Genomic DNA, 14,415 nt, shown 5'->3' with positions numbered 1-14,415 from the left:
AGATACGGGTTATCCACTGAGATTCAAGGAAATTCGGACCTTTACATCAAAGCGGAGATTTTATTGCCGCGATGTCTTTCCAGCCGTCCGGCAAGTTCGAGTTCCAGAAGGACGACGTGAACGGATCGTGCGTCGCCATCTGCAAAGCGGATCAATTCGTCCATATCCACCGGCGTGGGGCCCAGCGCGGCCAGTACGCGCTCGCGCAGTTTTTCGTCCGGGTCGGCAGGGGGCAGCGGAGCGGTTTCGCTGTCTTCACGGAACTGTCTGCCGAACGGCAGGGTGGGCGCCAGCCGGCCGTCGAGGCCTTCCAGAACATCGTCGGTGGTCGAGACAAGCGTAGCGCCTTGCCGGATCAGCCCGTTTGCACCTTCAGATCGCGGATCGAGAGGAGAACCGGGCACTGCGAAGATGTCCCTGTTCTGTTCAAGTGCATAACGAGCGGTATGGAGCGAGCCGGAGGCCTTTGCAGCTTCAATGACGATGACGCCCAATGAGAGGCCAGAAATCAGCCGGTTACGCCTTGGAAAATCCCGGCTTCGGGGTTTCCAGCCCAAGGGCATTTCGCTGATGACAGCGCCGCCAGTTTCAAGAACGGCCGCGAGCAACCGGTCGTGCTCCGGCGGATAGAGCACATTGATACCTCCGGCAAAGACGGCGATGGTCCCGGTTTGCAAGGCGGCTTCATGGGCGGCAGCATCGATCCCGCGGGCAAGGCCGGAGACAATGGAAAAGCCCTCGGCGCCAAGGCCATGTGCAAACCGTGCGGCGAGTTTTCTACCCGAAAGCGAAGCGTTGCGAGACCCGACGATGGCCATCATGCGCTCGCGGGTCAACGCGGTTGGGCCACCCTTGACGGACAGGAGCGGTGGCGGTCCATCGATGTGCCGCAGGTGCTGAGGATAGTCGGGTTCATTGAGCCCGACGAGCCGGGCACCTATCCGTCTGTGGGCGTCCAGCTCGGCTTCGGCATCTTCAAGGGAACAAATTCGTCCCGCCTTGCCGCCGCGCCTGGCAAGATCGGGAAGCAGTTCAAGTGCTCTTTGGGCAGTGCCTGCGTGTTTCAGAAGTTCGGCGAATGTGACAGGGCCGACGTGTTCCGAGCGGATCAGCCGCAGCCAGGCCAGGCGCTCCACCTCGGAGAGGGTGGTCGGTCGATTGTCAGAGATGGGGTTCACGCGCTTTCGTCACCGGTCGCGGCAGAAGCCTCAGTCGACGGTTTTGATTTCGCGCCAATCTTGCTTTCTTCGCCGCGCATAAGCCTGCCGATGTTCTCATGGTGCTTGGCCCACAGAAGAACCGACAGCAGCACGAACATTTGTGCGATCTGCGCCTGATGGAACACGAAATAGAGAATGATCGGCGTCAGCAAGGTTGCCGTCAGTGCCGACAGGGAGGAGTAGCGGAACAGGAAGGCCATGCCGATCCAGATGCCCGCAGCCAGAAGGAACATTGGCCAGAACAGGCCCAGCAGAATGCCGAGATAGGTCGCAACACCCTTGCCGCCCCTGAACTTCAGCCAGACAGGAAAGAGGTGCCCGAGGAACGCGCCAAGGCCGGCGATCAGGGCCATTTCCTGGCCGTAGAAATGATTGACGACCAGAACGGCAACCGTGCCCTTCAAGCCGTCTCCAAGCAAGGTAGCGGCGGCCAGCGATTTGCGCCCGGTGCGCAGCACGTTGGTGGTGCCAATATTGCCCGAGCCGATATTGCGGATATCACCCAGCCCGGCCATGCGTGTGAACAACAGGCCGAAGGGAATCGAACCGAGCAGATAGCCGAAGGCGAGGGCGCCGAGATAGTAGGGCCAGGCAAGAGCCCAGCTGATCGGTTCTGGCACGCGATACTCCAGTGACGTGCATAATAAATAGCCACTGCAATGTAACGGCATGGTGGCCCGGATCAAGCCCGCCAGCAGTGAAAAGAGTGTCTTTGCAGGGAAATAGCGCGGGTTCTATTCCGACAGCTTGTATTTTTCCGCCTCCACCAGTAGCGACCCGAACGGAAGAGAGAGACTGGCCCTGAGTGGTACCAGATACGGCTTGTCGCCAACCGGTGCGAGCCAGACTTCCATGGACTTGTTGGCCGCGAGCTCCTGGATCGACTTGCGCTTCGGCCTGTGCCCTGAAATGGGCTCATAACTGACGCTGCAGACTAGAACGTCGCCCTTGAACCGCCCGTCCGACGTTTTGGTGGCCTTGCGGGATTTGTAACGCAAGTGAACGTCATAGCGTTCCTTGCCGTCGAAGATCCGCAAGGTTCTGTTGCAGCTTTCCTTGGCAAGCCCCTGCGGCGCGGGCAGAACGGCGGCAGTCAGGGGATCAAGAACGTCCTTCAGATGTGCTGCCGTTACCTTGACCCGTTCTTTCATCCGGTCCTGAGGCGGCTGAACCGACACATTGTCGACAGACCCTTTGCGCATCCGCATGGACACGGTTCCGGTCTCGTCTTCGCTTTTCAGGTCGAGATCATAACGGGCTGGCTCCAGATGGAGTTCCCGGGCGGTTCCGGCCACTTCGACGGAGCCTTTGCCATCCGACACCAGCCGTCCAAAGGCAGCGGTCTGGCCATTGGCGCTGACGGAATAGGACTTGCTGTCGACATCCAGCGACAGGACGCCGGAACCGATGGGCAGTCCCAGGGCATAGAGCTTGTATTTCAAGTAGAGATCTGACGCCGAAGCGCTGCCGGTAAACAGCGCGGGTATCAGAAAGACGAGGGCAATCAGACGCATCTGCGTGTTCCGTTCGAAATTCCGTTCGCGCCAAGTTCATGGAGAATTGTGGCGCGAACGGGATCATTGAACGAACGCGAACAAAGACTTGTCTAGGCGTAGTTGAAAACCGTCTTGCCGCCGACAACCGTTCGAAGTACGCGTCCGGAAAAACGGGCATCTTCAAAGGGAGAATTCTTCGAGCGCGATTTGATGGCACTCTTTTCCAGAACCCACGGACGCTCCGGATCGAACACGGTCACATCCGCCGGAGCCCCTTTGGAAAGACGTCCGGTCTCAAGCCCCAAACGGTCCGCCGGGCGGCAGGTCATGGCACCGAGCAGGGTGACCAGGTCAACCTGTTCGGAATGGTACAGCCGCAAGGCGGCCGCCAGCAGGGTTTCCAGGCCAATGGCACCGTCTTCCGCTTCCGCCCAGGGGTGACGCTTGGTTTCCACGTCCTGCGGGTCGTGGTTGGAGCAGATGATGTCGATGGTGCCGTCGGCGACCGCCGCAATCATCGCCTGCCGGTCATCCTCGTCGCGCAGGGGCGGGGCCATCTTGAAGAAGGTCCGGTAGGCGCCGATGTCGTTTTCATTGTGGGTGAGGTGGTTGATCGACACCCCGGCCGTGATGTCCAGCCCTTTCGCCTTGCCGGTGCGGATAACGTCGGCGCTGTCGGAAGTGGAAATCAGGTTTGCGTGGTACTTGCCTTTGGACATGGCCACCAGGCGCAGGTCCCGCTCCAGCATGATGATTTCCGCTTCGCGCGGCACGCCGGAAAGGCCTTTCCAGCTTGCGTTTAGGCCGGCGTTCATGACGCCGCCGGCGAGATCCGGATCTTCCGTGTGATGGATGACCAGCGCGTCGAAATCGCGGGCATAGGTCATCATCCGGCGCATGACCTGGGCGTTCTTGACCGATCTGTGGCCGTTGGTGAAGGCGACGGCGCCCGCTTCCTGCAACAGGCCGATCTCGGACATTTCCTCGCCTTTGAGACCCTTGGTGAGGGCGGCCAGAGGCAGCACGTTGACGATGGCCGTGTCGCGCGCCCGGCGCAGGATGAAGTCGACCAGCGCGGGATCATCGATGACCGGGTCCGTGTCCGGCATGGTGCAGATCGTCGTCACGCCGCCGCTGGCGGCAGCCTGGGACGCGCTGGCCAGCGTTTCGCGGTGCTCGGCGCCTGGTTCCCCGACAGAGACGCAGAAGTCGATCAGGCCGGGACAGGCAATCGCCCCCTTGCAGTCGATGATTTCAGCACCGTAGGGCGAGCCTTGGTTGGCGGCTTCCGGGCCGGCAGCAAGGATGGTGCCGTCCGCAATGATGACCGATCCGGGTGCATCCAGACCGCGTGCCGGGTCGATCACTCTGGCGTTGGAAAGAACCAGAGGTTTGGGTGTGTCGTAGGCCACGTTTCTTGTCCCCTGGATCAGTTGTTCGGCAGATTGGCGGCAAGGGCTTCCAGCACGGCCATGCGCACGGCAACCCCCATTTCCACCTGTTCGCGAATGAGGCTCTGCGCGCCATCGGCAACTGAAGCGTCGATCTCGACACCGCGGTTCATGGGCCCCGGGTGCATGACAAGGGCATCGTCCTTGGCATAGGCGAGCTTTTCCGCATCCAGCCCGTAGTAGCGGTAATACTCCCGAACGGAGGGTATGAAGGCACCGTTCATACGTTCGCGCTGCAGGCGAAGCATCATGACGATGTCCGCCCCCGCCAGACCTTCCTTCATGCTGGTGAAAACCTCGACACCCATCTTGGCAATGCCGGACGGCAGAAGCGTGGTAGGCGCGATAACGCGGACGCGTGCGCCGAGGGCATTCAGAAGAATGATATTGGACCGGGCCACGCGGGAGTGGGCGATGTCGCCGCAGATCGCAACGGTCAGCCGCGCGATCTTGCCCTTGTGGCGCCGTATGGTGAGCGCATCGAGCAGGGCCTGGGTCGGGTGCTCATGCGGGCCGTCACCGGCATTCACCACGGAACAACCAACCTTGCGCGCCAGCAGGTGCACCGCACCTGCCGCGTGGTGGCGTACCACCAGGAGGTCTGGATGCATCGCATTCAGCGTTGCCGCCGTATCGATCAGCGTTTCGCCCTTTTTCACCGACGACTGGGACACTGCCATGTTCATCACATCCGCCCCGAGCCGTTTTCCGGCCAGCTCAAACGAACTTTGGGTGCGGGTGGAATTTTCGAAAAAGAGGTTGATCTGGGTTCTGCCCTGCAGGACCAGCCGTCGTTTGCTGATCTGGCGGGAAACCTCGACGGCTTCTTCCGCCCGGTCCAGAAGGCCCAGAATTTCGTGGGGGTGAAGGCCCTCTATGCCCAGCAAATGACGATGGGGGAAAGGGCTGTCTCGATGGGTGTTGCTCGCGGTCATCGAGATCATCCCTATAAGGGGGAAAACCCCCTTCGACAAGCCAGGAAAAGACATCATACCCACTGTCCACACGCACGCTAAATATTTGTTCGGTTGGACAAAATTTTAGACTGCGCGCAGCAGCAGCTCAGAGGGTCCGGAAAGACGTAACCCGACGATGCAGAAGTGGGAGGGAAACGATTGTTTTTCCGGGAATATCCCACGGGCTATTGCCGCAAAACATCCGGTCAGCTGACCAGAAGCAGCGTCAGCGGGATTGTCAGCGTCGCGGCCAGGGTCTGAAGCGTGATGATTTCGGCCATCAACTTGGCATCACCGCCCATCTGACGGGCCAGCAGGTAAGAATTGCTCGCGCAGGGTACCGAGCTTGCAATCACGACGACAACCAGCGCCGGGCCGGTGACACCCAGGAAACTGGCAAACGCAAAAGCAATCAGGGGCATGAACACGGGCCTCAAGAACGTGCCGAGGGTAAGCGCCGGGCCGGGTCTGCGCAGCGAGCTGAGGTCGAGCCCGGCACCGACGCAAATAATACCGATGGGAAGAGCGGCCCTGGAGAAAATTTCCAGTGTGTCGTTGACCATCGAAGGCAGGGAAAGGCCACTTGCATTCATGAGGCCGCCTGCACCGATCGACAGGATAAAAGGATTGGTGAACAGGTCTTTCAGGATCTTCGTAGCGCTTGGGGTCGTCCCGCTTGCGTAATGGGACAGCACCAGGATGCAGGCCACATTGAGAACGGGGATCATGAACACCATCGCGACCGCAAGCATGGCCAAGCCTGTTTCGCCGACGACATTATCTGCGATCGCAAGCGCGATCATGGCATTCCAGCGCAAGGTGCCCTGAAAGATGGATGTAAAGCGCGGTGCGGCAATGCCCCAGACCCGTTCCAGCGGCGTTCGCGCAAGCAGCAGAAGCAGCGCCATAAACAAGATGGAGCCGAGCAGAGCTCCACCCATGTTGAGTGTCGGAAAGCTCGCAAAATCGGCTTGCGAGATCGTGCGAAACAGCACGGCGGGAAACAGCACGAAATAGGCAAGACGTTCGACACCGCGCCATTGCTCGCCGGTAATGAGGCCGGTTCGGGCAATCAGGTAGCCGGAGGCAATCACGAGGATGACCGGCATCAGGGCGGCAAGCGTGGTGAGCATGTATCAGGCTTTCGCGTTCGACGGGCCTGAAGGCAATGGCCCGTATCCGGCAGTGGTGGGATTAGCCGTTATCTAATCCCATAAAGCCGAGTCGGTCCAGAAAGCCCTGCAGAATGTAGGCGGCGGCCATCTTGTCGACCACATCCGCCCGTTTCGCCCGGCTGGTGTCGGCTTCCAGCAGCGTTCGCGTGACGGCTGCCGTCGACAGCCGCTCGTCCCAGTAGGTAATCGGGAGATCTGTTTTCTGCGACAGATTGCGGACGAAGGCGCGAGTTGCCTGGGCGCGGGGCCCCTCGCTGCCGTCCATGTTGAGCGGCAGACCGAGCACGATGCCGCCAACGCCCTGTTTGGCACAAATGGCCAGCAGCTGTTCCGCGTCGAGCGTGAATTTCTTGCGGCGGATCGTCTCCATCGGCGAGGCAATGCCAAGGCCGAGATCGGAGAGCGCCAGACCGATGGTCTTGGTGCCGAGATCGAGACCGATCAGGCGTGTGCGAGCAGGCACAGCGGCCATGAAGTCTTCCAGGGAAAGTGCGGGGTCATTTGCCATTCGGCGGCTTTACCAGTGACCTATGAAAAACGCCAGTTCGAATTCGCTCAAAACCCTATGGCGACACGCAGTTGCGCTTCCCAGACATCCAGTCCGTTCTGGCCAAGGCTGAGGTAGCCTCCCTTGGCATCCAGTGTGACGTTCTCTGCAAGAAGGGCAGTCGCACCGCCGCGCAGGGTGAAACTCCACGCAGAGGCAGTGACAAAGTTCAATTCGTCATCGAGGATCTTGCCGTCGTTCGGCCGCAGATATTCATAGACAGCGCCGGCTTCCACATAAGGCTGGATCAAAAGACCATCCTGCAAGGTGAACTGCCGGCTGATCTCGGTCGAAAGCTCGATTGTGCCGAGAGAGGCGGCATTGCCGGAAATGGGAACACTGACGGCCCGGTTGAGGATCGTCCCGTTCAGATCGTAGCCATCGGAAAACACGCGATTGAAGGTCATCGTCGCCTTGGGGCGCACCTGGATATCGCTCAAGGCATATTGACCGTGAACGCTGAAAGTCGCACCAAGTTCATGCGTAGTGTAGTCTCCGCTCAGCACCGAAATGTCCGATTGGCTGGTTGAAAAACCATAGCTGAGCGAGCCATCGACCGCCCAGTGCTGCGAAAGGCGCACGGCGACATAAGGGCCGATCTCGAAGCCTTGCGTGTCTATTTTCAAGTTGGAATTGAAACCGTTGGTATCGATGGTTTCAAAGGTCACCGAAATACCTCCTGTAATATTTTCGGTGAGTTTTCGGTCAGCACCCAACGCCGCGGTTCCGCTGAGTGTCTGAAAATCCCTGCCGAAACGCCGGTCGTCACTGTAGACCCCGGTTACCGTGCTCCAGGCATTCCAGAGTGTCGGTTCGATCAGCTCCCGACCCGGCGTGATTGGAACTTCATTCTGCGCCTGCAAGCGCCCCGCGGCCCAAAGCTGTTCCCTGGTGCAGAACGCCTGTTCGCTCGGTCCCTGTGCCTCCTCGATTGACCGTGGATCGATGCAATAGCTGATCACCTGACCATCGGCCCGCCTCACAGGCACGACCCCGGCTGGAACGCTCGGTTGAGCGGGGTTGCGATTGCCTGGCGGCAAGGTGCCGATTGGGGGCGTGACCGTTCCTGGCGCACCTGTGCCGCCACCTGAGGGGGGAAGTGTTCCGATGGGCGGGATCACACCCCCGGGAGTACCCGGCAACACGCCGGACGGCGGCACGACCGCAATAGGGGGTGCGATTGTCCCTGGGCGCCCTGGGGAGAACCCACCGGGTGGCCGCGTTCCGATCGGAGGAGTAACGCCTGGCGAAGGTAAGGTTCCGATCGGCGGTGTGACCCCACCTGCTGGTGGCGAGACCGGTCCCGGCAGACCAGGCATCACGCCACTCGGTGGAAGGGTTGCGATTGGAGGGACTGGCCGCCCGAAATTCGGAAACAGCCTGCCGATGGGTGGGGTTATAAGGCTTGGCGGCTTGATGTTGTTCGGAAGCTGAAAATCGCGTTTCTGATTCTGCGTGTCGATCAGGCAGTCGGATCCGCCGTCGACGCTGTAAAGCTTGTGCGTGCCGCCGTTTCCGCTCGAAACGACTGGAGAAGTGGATAGATGTAGCCCTTTGCTGGCGCGGGACCAGGTGTCGACCGTTTGATTGCCCTGGGCGGCGTCCAGTCTGTAATCCCCGGCAACGGTTCCGGAAATCCAGATCGAGCGGCTGTCGGATTTGTTCGTGCCCAGAAAAAGCAGACCGCCATCATTCTTGCAATTGGCGGCAACTGCAGGCGCCGGAAGACTGCTCAGCAGCAGGAGAGCCGGGAAAGCGACCTTCAGCCATACACGTTTCGTATGCTTGCGCATCTGCAATGCTCCAAGACGCCCGGAAACTCCAGGGTAATTCTGGAGCGAAGACGGAGCATGATCCAGCTCTGGTTGTTGAAATAAAAGATGCGTTGCCTGAATTGCACAGTTGCCTAGGTAAAAGTCGCGATCTTCATGCATCCTGGTGCAAGCCATCGTGAGCGCAACCGACTTGTTGGGAGCTGTCCGACCCTGATAGGGTCCATCCCAACCTGACCTGCAACTAGGAGACCTCAATGAAACTGACCTGGTATGGCCATTCCGCCTTCAAGATCGAGATTGACGGCGCGTCCATCCTCTTTGATCCGTTTTTCACCGGAAATCCGTCGTTCCCGGAGAATCTGTCAGTCGATCAGGTCGCGGAAGGTGTGACGCATCTCATCCTGACTCATGGTCACAACGATCACATTGGCGATGCGGTCGATATCCTGAAAAAGACCGGGGCTCAGTTGACCTCGAACTTCGAGATCTGCATGTGGGCAAACCGGCAGGGGATCGAGAACATCAGTCCGATGAATTCCGGCGGCAAGGTGAACGTCGGTCCGTTCAGTGTCGCACTGACACGGGCCGATCACTCGTCATCCTTCCAGGGCGGCGAAGAGGCCATTTATCTCGGCAATCCTCATGGCGTTATCGTCGAGGCTCCCGGTGAAAAGGTCCTTTATCATCTCGGAGACACGGACATATTCTCCGACATGGCTCTGATCAACGAGATCTATCAGCCGAAGATCGGACTTGTTCCCATCGGCGACAGGTTCACGATGGGAGGCAAGTCGGCTGCGCTCGCCTGCCGCCGTTTCTTCGACTTCGACACCATTGTGCCCTGCCATTACGGTTCGTTTCCAATCATCGATCAGACGGCAGACACCTTCCTGAAGGAGATGGGGGAGGCGAAAGACAGGGTAGCGTCTCCCAAGCCGGGCGAAACGTTGGAGCTATAGGCCAGCACCTTTCGGCTTTCTTCAGGCGGCGTCCAAACGGGTGAGGAAATCATCCAGCGATTGCCGTAAATTTGCCGACTGATCCTGAACGGAAGCGGAAGACCCACGCAACTGCCTCGAAGAATTGACCAGGGCCTTAATGGCTTCCTGCATCTGCATCATGTTCCGGGACACGATGTTCGTTTCTGAAGACGTTTCCTGAGCGTTTGCGGCAATCTCTGTTGTTGCCGCACCTTGCTGCGCCACTGCGGCGGACATTGTGGTCGTGTGGGTGTCGACGTCGGTCATGGTCGTTGAAATTTGCTCGATCGCAAGCACGGCCGCTCTGGTTTCCGACTGAATGGCGGCGATCTGTCCGCCAATCTCTTCGGTCGCCTTCGATGTCTGTGTGGCCAGTTCCTTGACCTCGGCCGCGACCACTGCAAAGCCCTTGCCGGCTTCACCGGCCCGGGCAGCCTCAATGGTCGCATTGAGCGCGAGCAGGTTTGTCTGTTCCGCAATCGCCTGGATGAGAACCACGACTTCGCCGATCTTGTCGGCTGCGGCGGCCAGGTTGGAAATCTTCCTGTTGGTCACGGAGGCCTGGCCCGTCGCAGACGCCACCACGGATGCAGTCGCTTCGACCTGACGGCTGATATCCGCGATGGAAGCCGTCAGTTCATCGGCAGCTGCGGCAACCGTATCCACCTTGCCAGAAGCATTGTCGGCAGCGTGCGTGGTCGATTGCACGATGGAACCGGATTCGTCTACGGTCTTGGTGGACAGGTCCACGGCAACCTGTAGACCTTCCGTCGCATTGTCGAGGGCGGCGAGAACCGCTTCTGTGCTTTCGCGAAAATCTTCGGCAAGTCTGTGCATCAGTTTCTTGCGTTCCGAGGCCTGAACCTCGCGTTGCCGGTCCACTTCTTCCGCCAGCTGCCGCTGCTCGATCAGCGAGTTCTGGAAGATGTTCAGCGTGTCGCGCAGTTGGCCGAGTTCATCCGCTGCTTTCCAGGTGGGAGGATCGATATCCAATTGGCCGGACGCCAGCAGATTGGCGTTTTCAGAAAGCTGTCGGGCACGGTGGCCGATTGTGCGGCTGAAGTAAAACCAGGAGGCCACCGCAAACAGGGAGAGCAACAGCGTGCCTCCGATCTGCAGAGCATTGGAGGTTTGGGCCGTCGATCGCAGAGAGGACAAACCCTCGTCCATCTCCTCATGAATCAGCGTTTCGGCGTCATCTGCCAGAGCTATGAAATGGTCGAAGGTTTCATCGAAGGCAACATCTGCTCCAGAGCCAGCCTTCTCTGTCGAAAGCGTGGTCTGGTGCCGGAGGTTTGCAAGGTTGATGAGCTCACCGATTTGCGAAAGAACCTCGTTGTTCTTCTGAAGCGCAGGGTGGGCTTCGAGCGCCTTTCGGGCATTCTCGAAACTTCCAATGGCTTCGGAGAAGTCCTCGCCATCGTCACCACCCAGAATTTCCGCGACCAGCAAATGACCGTGGGCGAGACTGTACCGTGCTTCCCCGGCCAGAGCTTGCGCCTGGGCGTCGTCTGCAAGGGGAACTGCGATGGTTGCGATTTTTCGTTCCAGATCGTCATAAAGTGCGTCGAATTGCTCGTCGGCTGAACTGCCGACACCCTGATCACCTGCCAGAGAAGCGTATCTGCCTTTTGCGGCGGCGATAAATTCATCGACCGCGACGAGAACGTCTTCGATTTTGCTGCGGACTTCTGGAGAGCGGGACGGGTAAAAGGCGCCTTCTTCGTTGGTTCCGCCATTGAGGATGGCGATGGCATAAAACCGCGTCTCTTCCAGCAGGCCCCAGACTTCGTCGATGCTCTCGCCATCATCGCCCGACATGATTTCCTCAAACAGCAAATGCGCATGCGTCGCGGTGAGTTTTATCTCCATCGCGGCATCCCCAAGGGGCGCGAGTTCCGCTCCAAGGTGCTCACCTTCCTTTGCGACGCTTTTCATGAGGGTGTAGGAGAAGAACCCCATGGACAGGGAAATCAAAACCAAAGCGCCGAATATCAACGCCAGCTTGCGTGAAATACCAAATCTCATGAGAGCCCCGACATGTCCGAAGTGCATTCGGAGATAGTATTTTATTGGAATTAAATAAGTATTTATCCTGAATATAGAGGAAATAGACATTGAAACTTTTAGCTATATACATTTAATAAATTTGCAACATTCTAGTATTTCAAATTAAATTCTGTTTTCCTTGCTTCGGGCGAACGCAGAAGCCGAGTGCGGATTGATGTGTGATAAGTCTCTCGAGTCATTGTGAGAATGTTGTTGCGCCTTGAAAGGTCAGGCACAATGCAAGCACATTTTGATGCTAGCCAGACGCCCTTTCGGCCAAGCCACTCAAGCAAATGAAAAACCGGGGACTTATCATGAAGCTTTCCAGCTTTGCTTTCATCGCGGTACTGAGCGGCGCTCTTTGCGCGACGCCAGCCTTGTCTGCAGACAAGTCGATTACCCCTGATGGCAAACCTGCACCCTCCAAGCCGCACGCCAAGCCGGGATCCAAGGCCGCACAGGAAGAAGAAGCTGCTGCCAAGACGCCCTACGCCACGGTTCGCGACGTTTTTTCCGGGGATGAGACTGTAGCGGGAGAAAAGGTTGCCTTTCCGCAGTCGAACCCCTCTGTAAAGGCCATCGAAATCACGATGGAGCCAGGCGAAGTGAGCCAGTGGCATCAGCACCATGCACCGCTGTTTGCCTATATTCTTGAGGGCGAGATCACCGTCACCTACGAGGAATTCGGCAAAAAGGTCTACCGAGCGGGTGAGGGATTGCTGGAGGCAATGGACGTTACCCATCAGGGGGAAAACACCGGAGAAGGGCCGGCCAGGATATTGGCTGTCTTTCTGCTAGGGGATGACGGTGTGGCCACTGTTGCTGAGGACAATCCCGGAGCAAACAAGAACAAGGTGGAATGAGTGCGGGAAACCCGCGCTTTTCTTTCTGCACATCCTTTGATTGAACACCCCCGCGTTAACTGTTAACGCATTCGGGGAACCGAAGTTTTTGTAAATTATTGAATAATCCTTGTCATGCCTGAAAACTGACCTAAGGTAATGTTAGGCTGCGTGCTGAAAGCTGCAGGACCATGCTTGCAATTTTAAGGCGCAGTCAAAACAACCATTCGGGTGGGAGTTTTCATGAGCCAATTTCGCATTTTGCCGCGTTGGAGCGCGGTGGTTCTCGGTCTTGCGGCAGCTTTTGCCGTAACACTCCAGACAAGTCAGGCACAGGAAGCACAGAAGCCGAATATTCTCGCCATTTGGGGAGATGATATCGGCACCTGGAACATCAGCCACAACAATCGTGGCATGATGGGTTACCGAACGCCTAACATCGACCGGATTGCGCAGGAAGGCATCGCCTTTACCGACTATTACGCCCAGCAAAGCTGTACGGCTGGACGTGCCGCGTTCATCGGCGGCAATGTTCCGGTGCGTACTGGCATGACAAAAGTAGGGCTGCCGGGGGCCGAGCAGGGCTGGCAGGAAACTGACGTCACCATGGCAACCATCCTGAAGGCGCAGGGCTACAAGACTGGCCAGTTCGGCAAGAACCACCAGGGAGACCTGGACGAGCATCTGCCCACCAATCACGGCTTCGATGAGTTTTTCGGCAATCTCTATCACCTGAATGCGGAGGAAGAGCCGGAAAACCGCGATTATCCAGGCGACATGGTCCTTGCAAACGGCAAAACCTTCCGCGAGCAATTCGGTCCGCGTGGCGTCCTGCATACCTGGGCCAATGCCGATGGTACCCAGAGGATCGAGGACACGGGCCCTCTTACAAAGAAACGCATGGAAACCGTCGACGACGAGACGCTGGCGGAAGCCAAGCGGTTCATCCGCGAAGCGGTGGAGGAGGGCGTTCCCTTCTTTGTCTGGTGGAACGGGACCCGCATGCATTTCCGCACACATGTGAAAGCAGAACACACGGGAATTGCCGGTCCGAGCGGAGATACCTACCATGACGGCATGGTCGAACATGACATGCATGTCGGCGAGCTGTTGGACCTTCTGGACGAACTGGGCATCGCCGACAACACGGTGGTGATGTATTCGACCGACAACGGTCCGCATTTCAACACCTGGCCGGATGCTGGCACAACGCCCTTCCGAAGCGAGAAGAACTCCAACTGGGAAGGCGCCTACCGTGTGCCGACCTTCGTTCGCTGGCCGGGTGTCTTCCAGGAAGACGTGACCTTGAATGGCATCGTTGCCCACGAAGACTGGCTGCCGACCTTTGCCGCCATTGCCGGTGCTCCGAACATCAAGGAACAGCTTCTCGATGGCGTTGAGCTGGGTGGACGGACTTACCGAAACTACATCGACGGTTACGACCTGAACGCCTATCTCAAGGGCGAGAGTGACGCGTCGCCGCGCCATGAGTTCTGGTACGTCAACGACGATGGTCAGGTGGTGGCAGCCCGGTATGACGACTGGAAAGTCGTGTTCCTGGAAAACCGCGGTCAGGCGTTTGGTGTCTGGCAGGAACCGTTCACCGAACTTCGTGTTCCGGCGATCTTCAACCTGCGCCGGGACCCGTTCGAGAAGGCGCAGCACAATGCCAACATCTATTTCGACTGGTTGCTCGACCGGGCTTTTGTGATCGTGCCGATCCAGGGGTTGGCGGCTCAATTCCTGCAGACGATGCAGGAGTATCCTCCGAGCCAGACCCCAGGATCCTTCAATCTGTCGGCGATCGAGGAAAAACTGAAAGCCGGTATGAGCGGCAGCAACTGAGGTTGATTCAAGGTCGAAAAAAGCCCGGGACCTCAGTGAGGTCTCGGGCTTCTTTGTGTGCATCTTCCGAACGGGCGTC

General features: G+C 58.4%; 12 protein-coding genes. 3 read left to right on the top strand and 9 right to left on the bottom strand.

What is annotated here, in order from left to right; translation table 11 throughout:
• Nucleotides 1–41: 41 nt before the first annotated feature.
• The 8 genes from dprA to V1T76_RS09770 all read right to left on the bottom strand — a co-directional run bounded on the left by dprA (nt 42) and on the right by V1T76_RS09770 (nt 8,638).
• On the bottom strand, nt 42–1,178 hold the full coding sequence (gene dprA, locus V1T76_RS09805) for a DNA-processing protein DprA (protein ID WP_330560487.1): 1,137 nt from the start codon (nt 1,176–1,178) through the stop codon (nt 42–44).
• Nucleotides 1,175–1,840: a glycerol-3-phosphate 1-O-acyltransferase PlsY gene (plsY, locus tag V1T76_RS09800; RefSeq protein WP_330560486.1), complete on the bottom strand. Its 666-nt coding sequence runs from the start codon at nt 1,838–1,840 to the stop codon at nt 1,175–1,177. Before plsY ends, dprA begins: the two co-directional genes overlap by 4 nt.
• Before the next feature lie 114 nt (nt 1,841–1,954).
• Nucleotides 1,955–2,734: a DUF3108 domain-containing protein gene (locus V1T76_RS09795; RefSeq protein ID WP_330560485.1), complete on the bottom strand. Its 780-nt coding sequence runs from the start codon at nt 2,732–2,734 to the stop codon at nt 1,955–1,957.
• 92 nt (nt 2,735–2,826) lie between these two features.
• Nucleotides 2,827–4,128, bottom strand: coding sequence for a dihydroorotase (locus V1T76_RS09790; RefSeq protein ID WP_330560484.1), 1,302 nt, complete (start codon nt 4,126–4,128; stop codon nt 2,827–2,829).
• Nucleotides 4,129–4,145: 17 nt separating this feature from the next.
• Complete coding sequence (locus V1T76_RS09785) at nt 4,146–5,102, bottom strand: aspartate carbamoyltransferase catalytic subunit (RefSeq protein WP_442970103.1); 957 nt, start codon at nt 5,100–5,102, stop codon at nt 4,146–4,148.
• A gap of 227 nt (nt 5,103–5,329) precedes the next feature.
• Nucleotides 5,330–6,256 (bottom strand): AEC family transporter, encoded by a 927-nt coding sequence (locus V1T76_RS09780; protein ID WP_330560483.1) that lies wholly within the window; start codon nt 6,254–6,256, stop codon nt 5,330–5,332.
• A 61-nt stretch (nt 6,257–6,317) separates the two neighbouring features.
• Complete coding sequence (gene ruvX / locus V1T76_RS09775) at nt 6,318–6,806, bottom strand: Holliday junction resolvase RuvX (RefSeq protein WP_330560482.1); 489 nt, start codon at nt 6,804–6,806, stop codon at nt 6,318–6,320.
• A 47-nt stretch (nt 6,807–6,853) separates the two neighbouring features.
• The gene (locus V1T76_RS09770) at nt 6,854–8,638 is read right to left on the bottom strand and encodes an autotransporter domain-containing protein (protein WP_330560481.1); all 1,785 of its coding nucleotides are present in this window, start codon (nt 8,636–8,638) and stop codon (nt 6,854–6,856) included.
• A 236-nt stretch (nt 8,639–8,874) separates the two neighbouring features.
• On the opposite strand from V1T76_RS09770, the gene V1T76_RS09765 reads away from it, so the two are divergent.
• Nucleotides 8,875–9,579 (top strand): metal-dependent hydrolase, encoded by a 705-nt coding sequence (locus tag V1T76_RS09765; RefSeq protein ID WP_330560480.1) that lies wholly within the window; start codon nt 8,875–8,877, stop codon nt 9,577–9,579.
• A gap of 21 nt (nt 9,580–9,600) precedes the next feature.
• Here the strand turns inward: V1T76_RS09765 and V1T76_RS09760 are convergent, their stop codons facing one another.
• Nucleotides 9,601–11,628, bottom strand: coding sequence for a methyl-accepting chemotaxis protein (locus V1T76_RS09760; RefSeq protein WP_330560479.1), 2,028 nt, complete (start codon nt 11,626–11,628; stop codon nt 9,601–9,603).
• A 335-nt stretch (nt 11,629–11,963) separates the two neighbouring features.
• On the opposite strand from V1T76_RS09760, the gene V1T76_RS09755 reads away from it, so the two are divergent.
• Both V1T76_RS09755 and V1T76_RS09750 read left to right on the top strand, forming a co-directional pair.
• The gene (locus tag V1T76_RS09755; protein WP_330560478.1) at nt 11,964–12,512 is read left to right on the top strand and encodes a cupin domain-containing protein; all 549 of its coding nucleotides are present in this window, start codon (nt 11,964–11,966) and stop codon (nt 12,510–12,512) included.
• A gap of 222 nt (nt 12,513–12,734) precedes the next feature.
• Nucleotides 12,735–14,336: an arylsulfatase gene (locus V1T76_RS09750; protein ID WP_330560477.1), complete on the top strand. Its 1,602-nt coding sequence runs from the start codon at nt 12,735–12,737 to the stop codon at nt 14,334–14,336.
• Nucleotides 14,337–14,415: the final 79 nt, after the last annotated feature.

The organism is Roseibium sp. FZY0029, assembly GCF_036350355.1.
Lineage (GTDB): Bacteria > Pseudomonadota > Alphaproteobacteria > Rhizobiales > Stappiaceae > Roseibium.
Note: the sequence above shows the minus strand (reverse complement) of the source record. Positions and strands in the feature narration are given on the sequence as shown.

Excerpts from the sequence above, each read along its gene's own strand:
- V1T76_RS09755 (WP_330560478.1), top strand. The coding sequence starts at position 11,964 with ATGAAGCTTTCCAGCTTTGCTTTCATCGCGGTACTGAGCGGCGCTCTT.
- V1T76_RS09760 (WP_330560479.1), bottom strand. The coding sequence starts at position 11,628 with ATGAGATTTGGTATTTCACGCAAGCTGGCGTTGATATTCGGCGCTTTG.
- ruvX (WP_330560482.1), bottom strand. The coding sequence starts at position 6,806 with ATGGCAAATGACCCCGCACTTTCCCTGGAAGACTTCATGGCCGCTGTG.
- V1T76_RS09750 (WP_330560477.1), top strand. The coding sequence starts at position 12,735 with ATGAGCCAATTTCGCATTTTGCCGCGTTGGAGCGCGGTGGTTCTCGGT.
- V1T76_RS09770 (WP_330560481.1), bottom strand. The coding sequence starts at position 8,638 with ATGCGCAAGCATACGAAACGTGTATGGCTGAAGGTCGCTTTCCCGGCT.
- V1T76_RS09765 (WP_330560480.1), top strand. The coding sequence starts at position 8,875 with ATGAAACTGACCTGGTATGGCCATTCCGCCTTCAAGATCGAGATTGAC.
- V1T76_RS09780 (WP_330560483.1), bottom strand. The coding sequence starts at position 6,256 with ATGCTCACCACGCTTGCCGCCCTGATGCCGGTCATCCTCGTGATTGCC.
- V1T76_RS09785 (WP_442970103.1), bottom strand. The coding sequence starts at position 5,102 with ATGACCGCGAGCAACACCCATCGAGACAGCCCTTTCCCCCATCGTCAT.
- V1T76_RS09795 (WP_330560485.1), bottom strand. The coding sequence starts at position 2,734 with ATGCGTCTGATTGCCCTCGTCTTTCTGATACCCGCGCTGTTTACCGGC.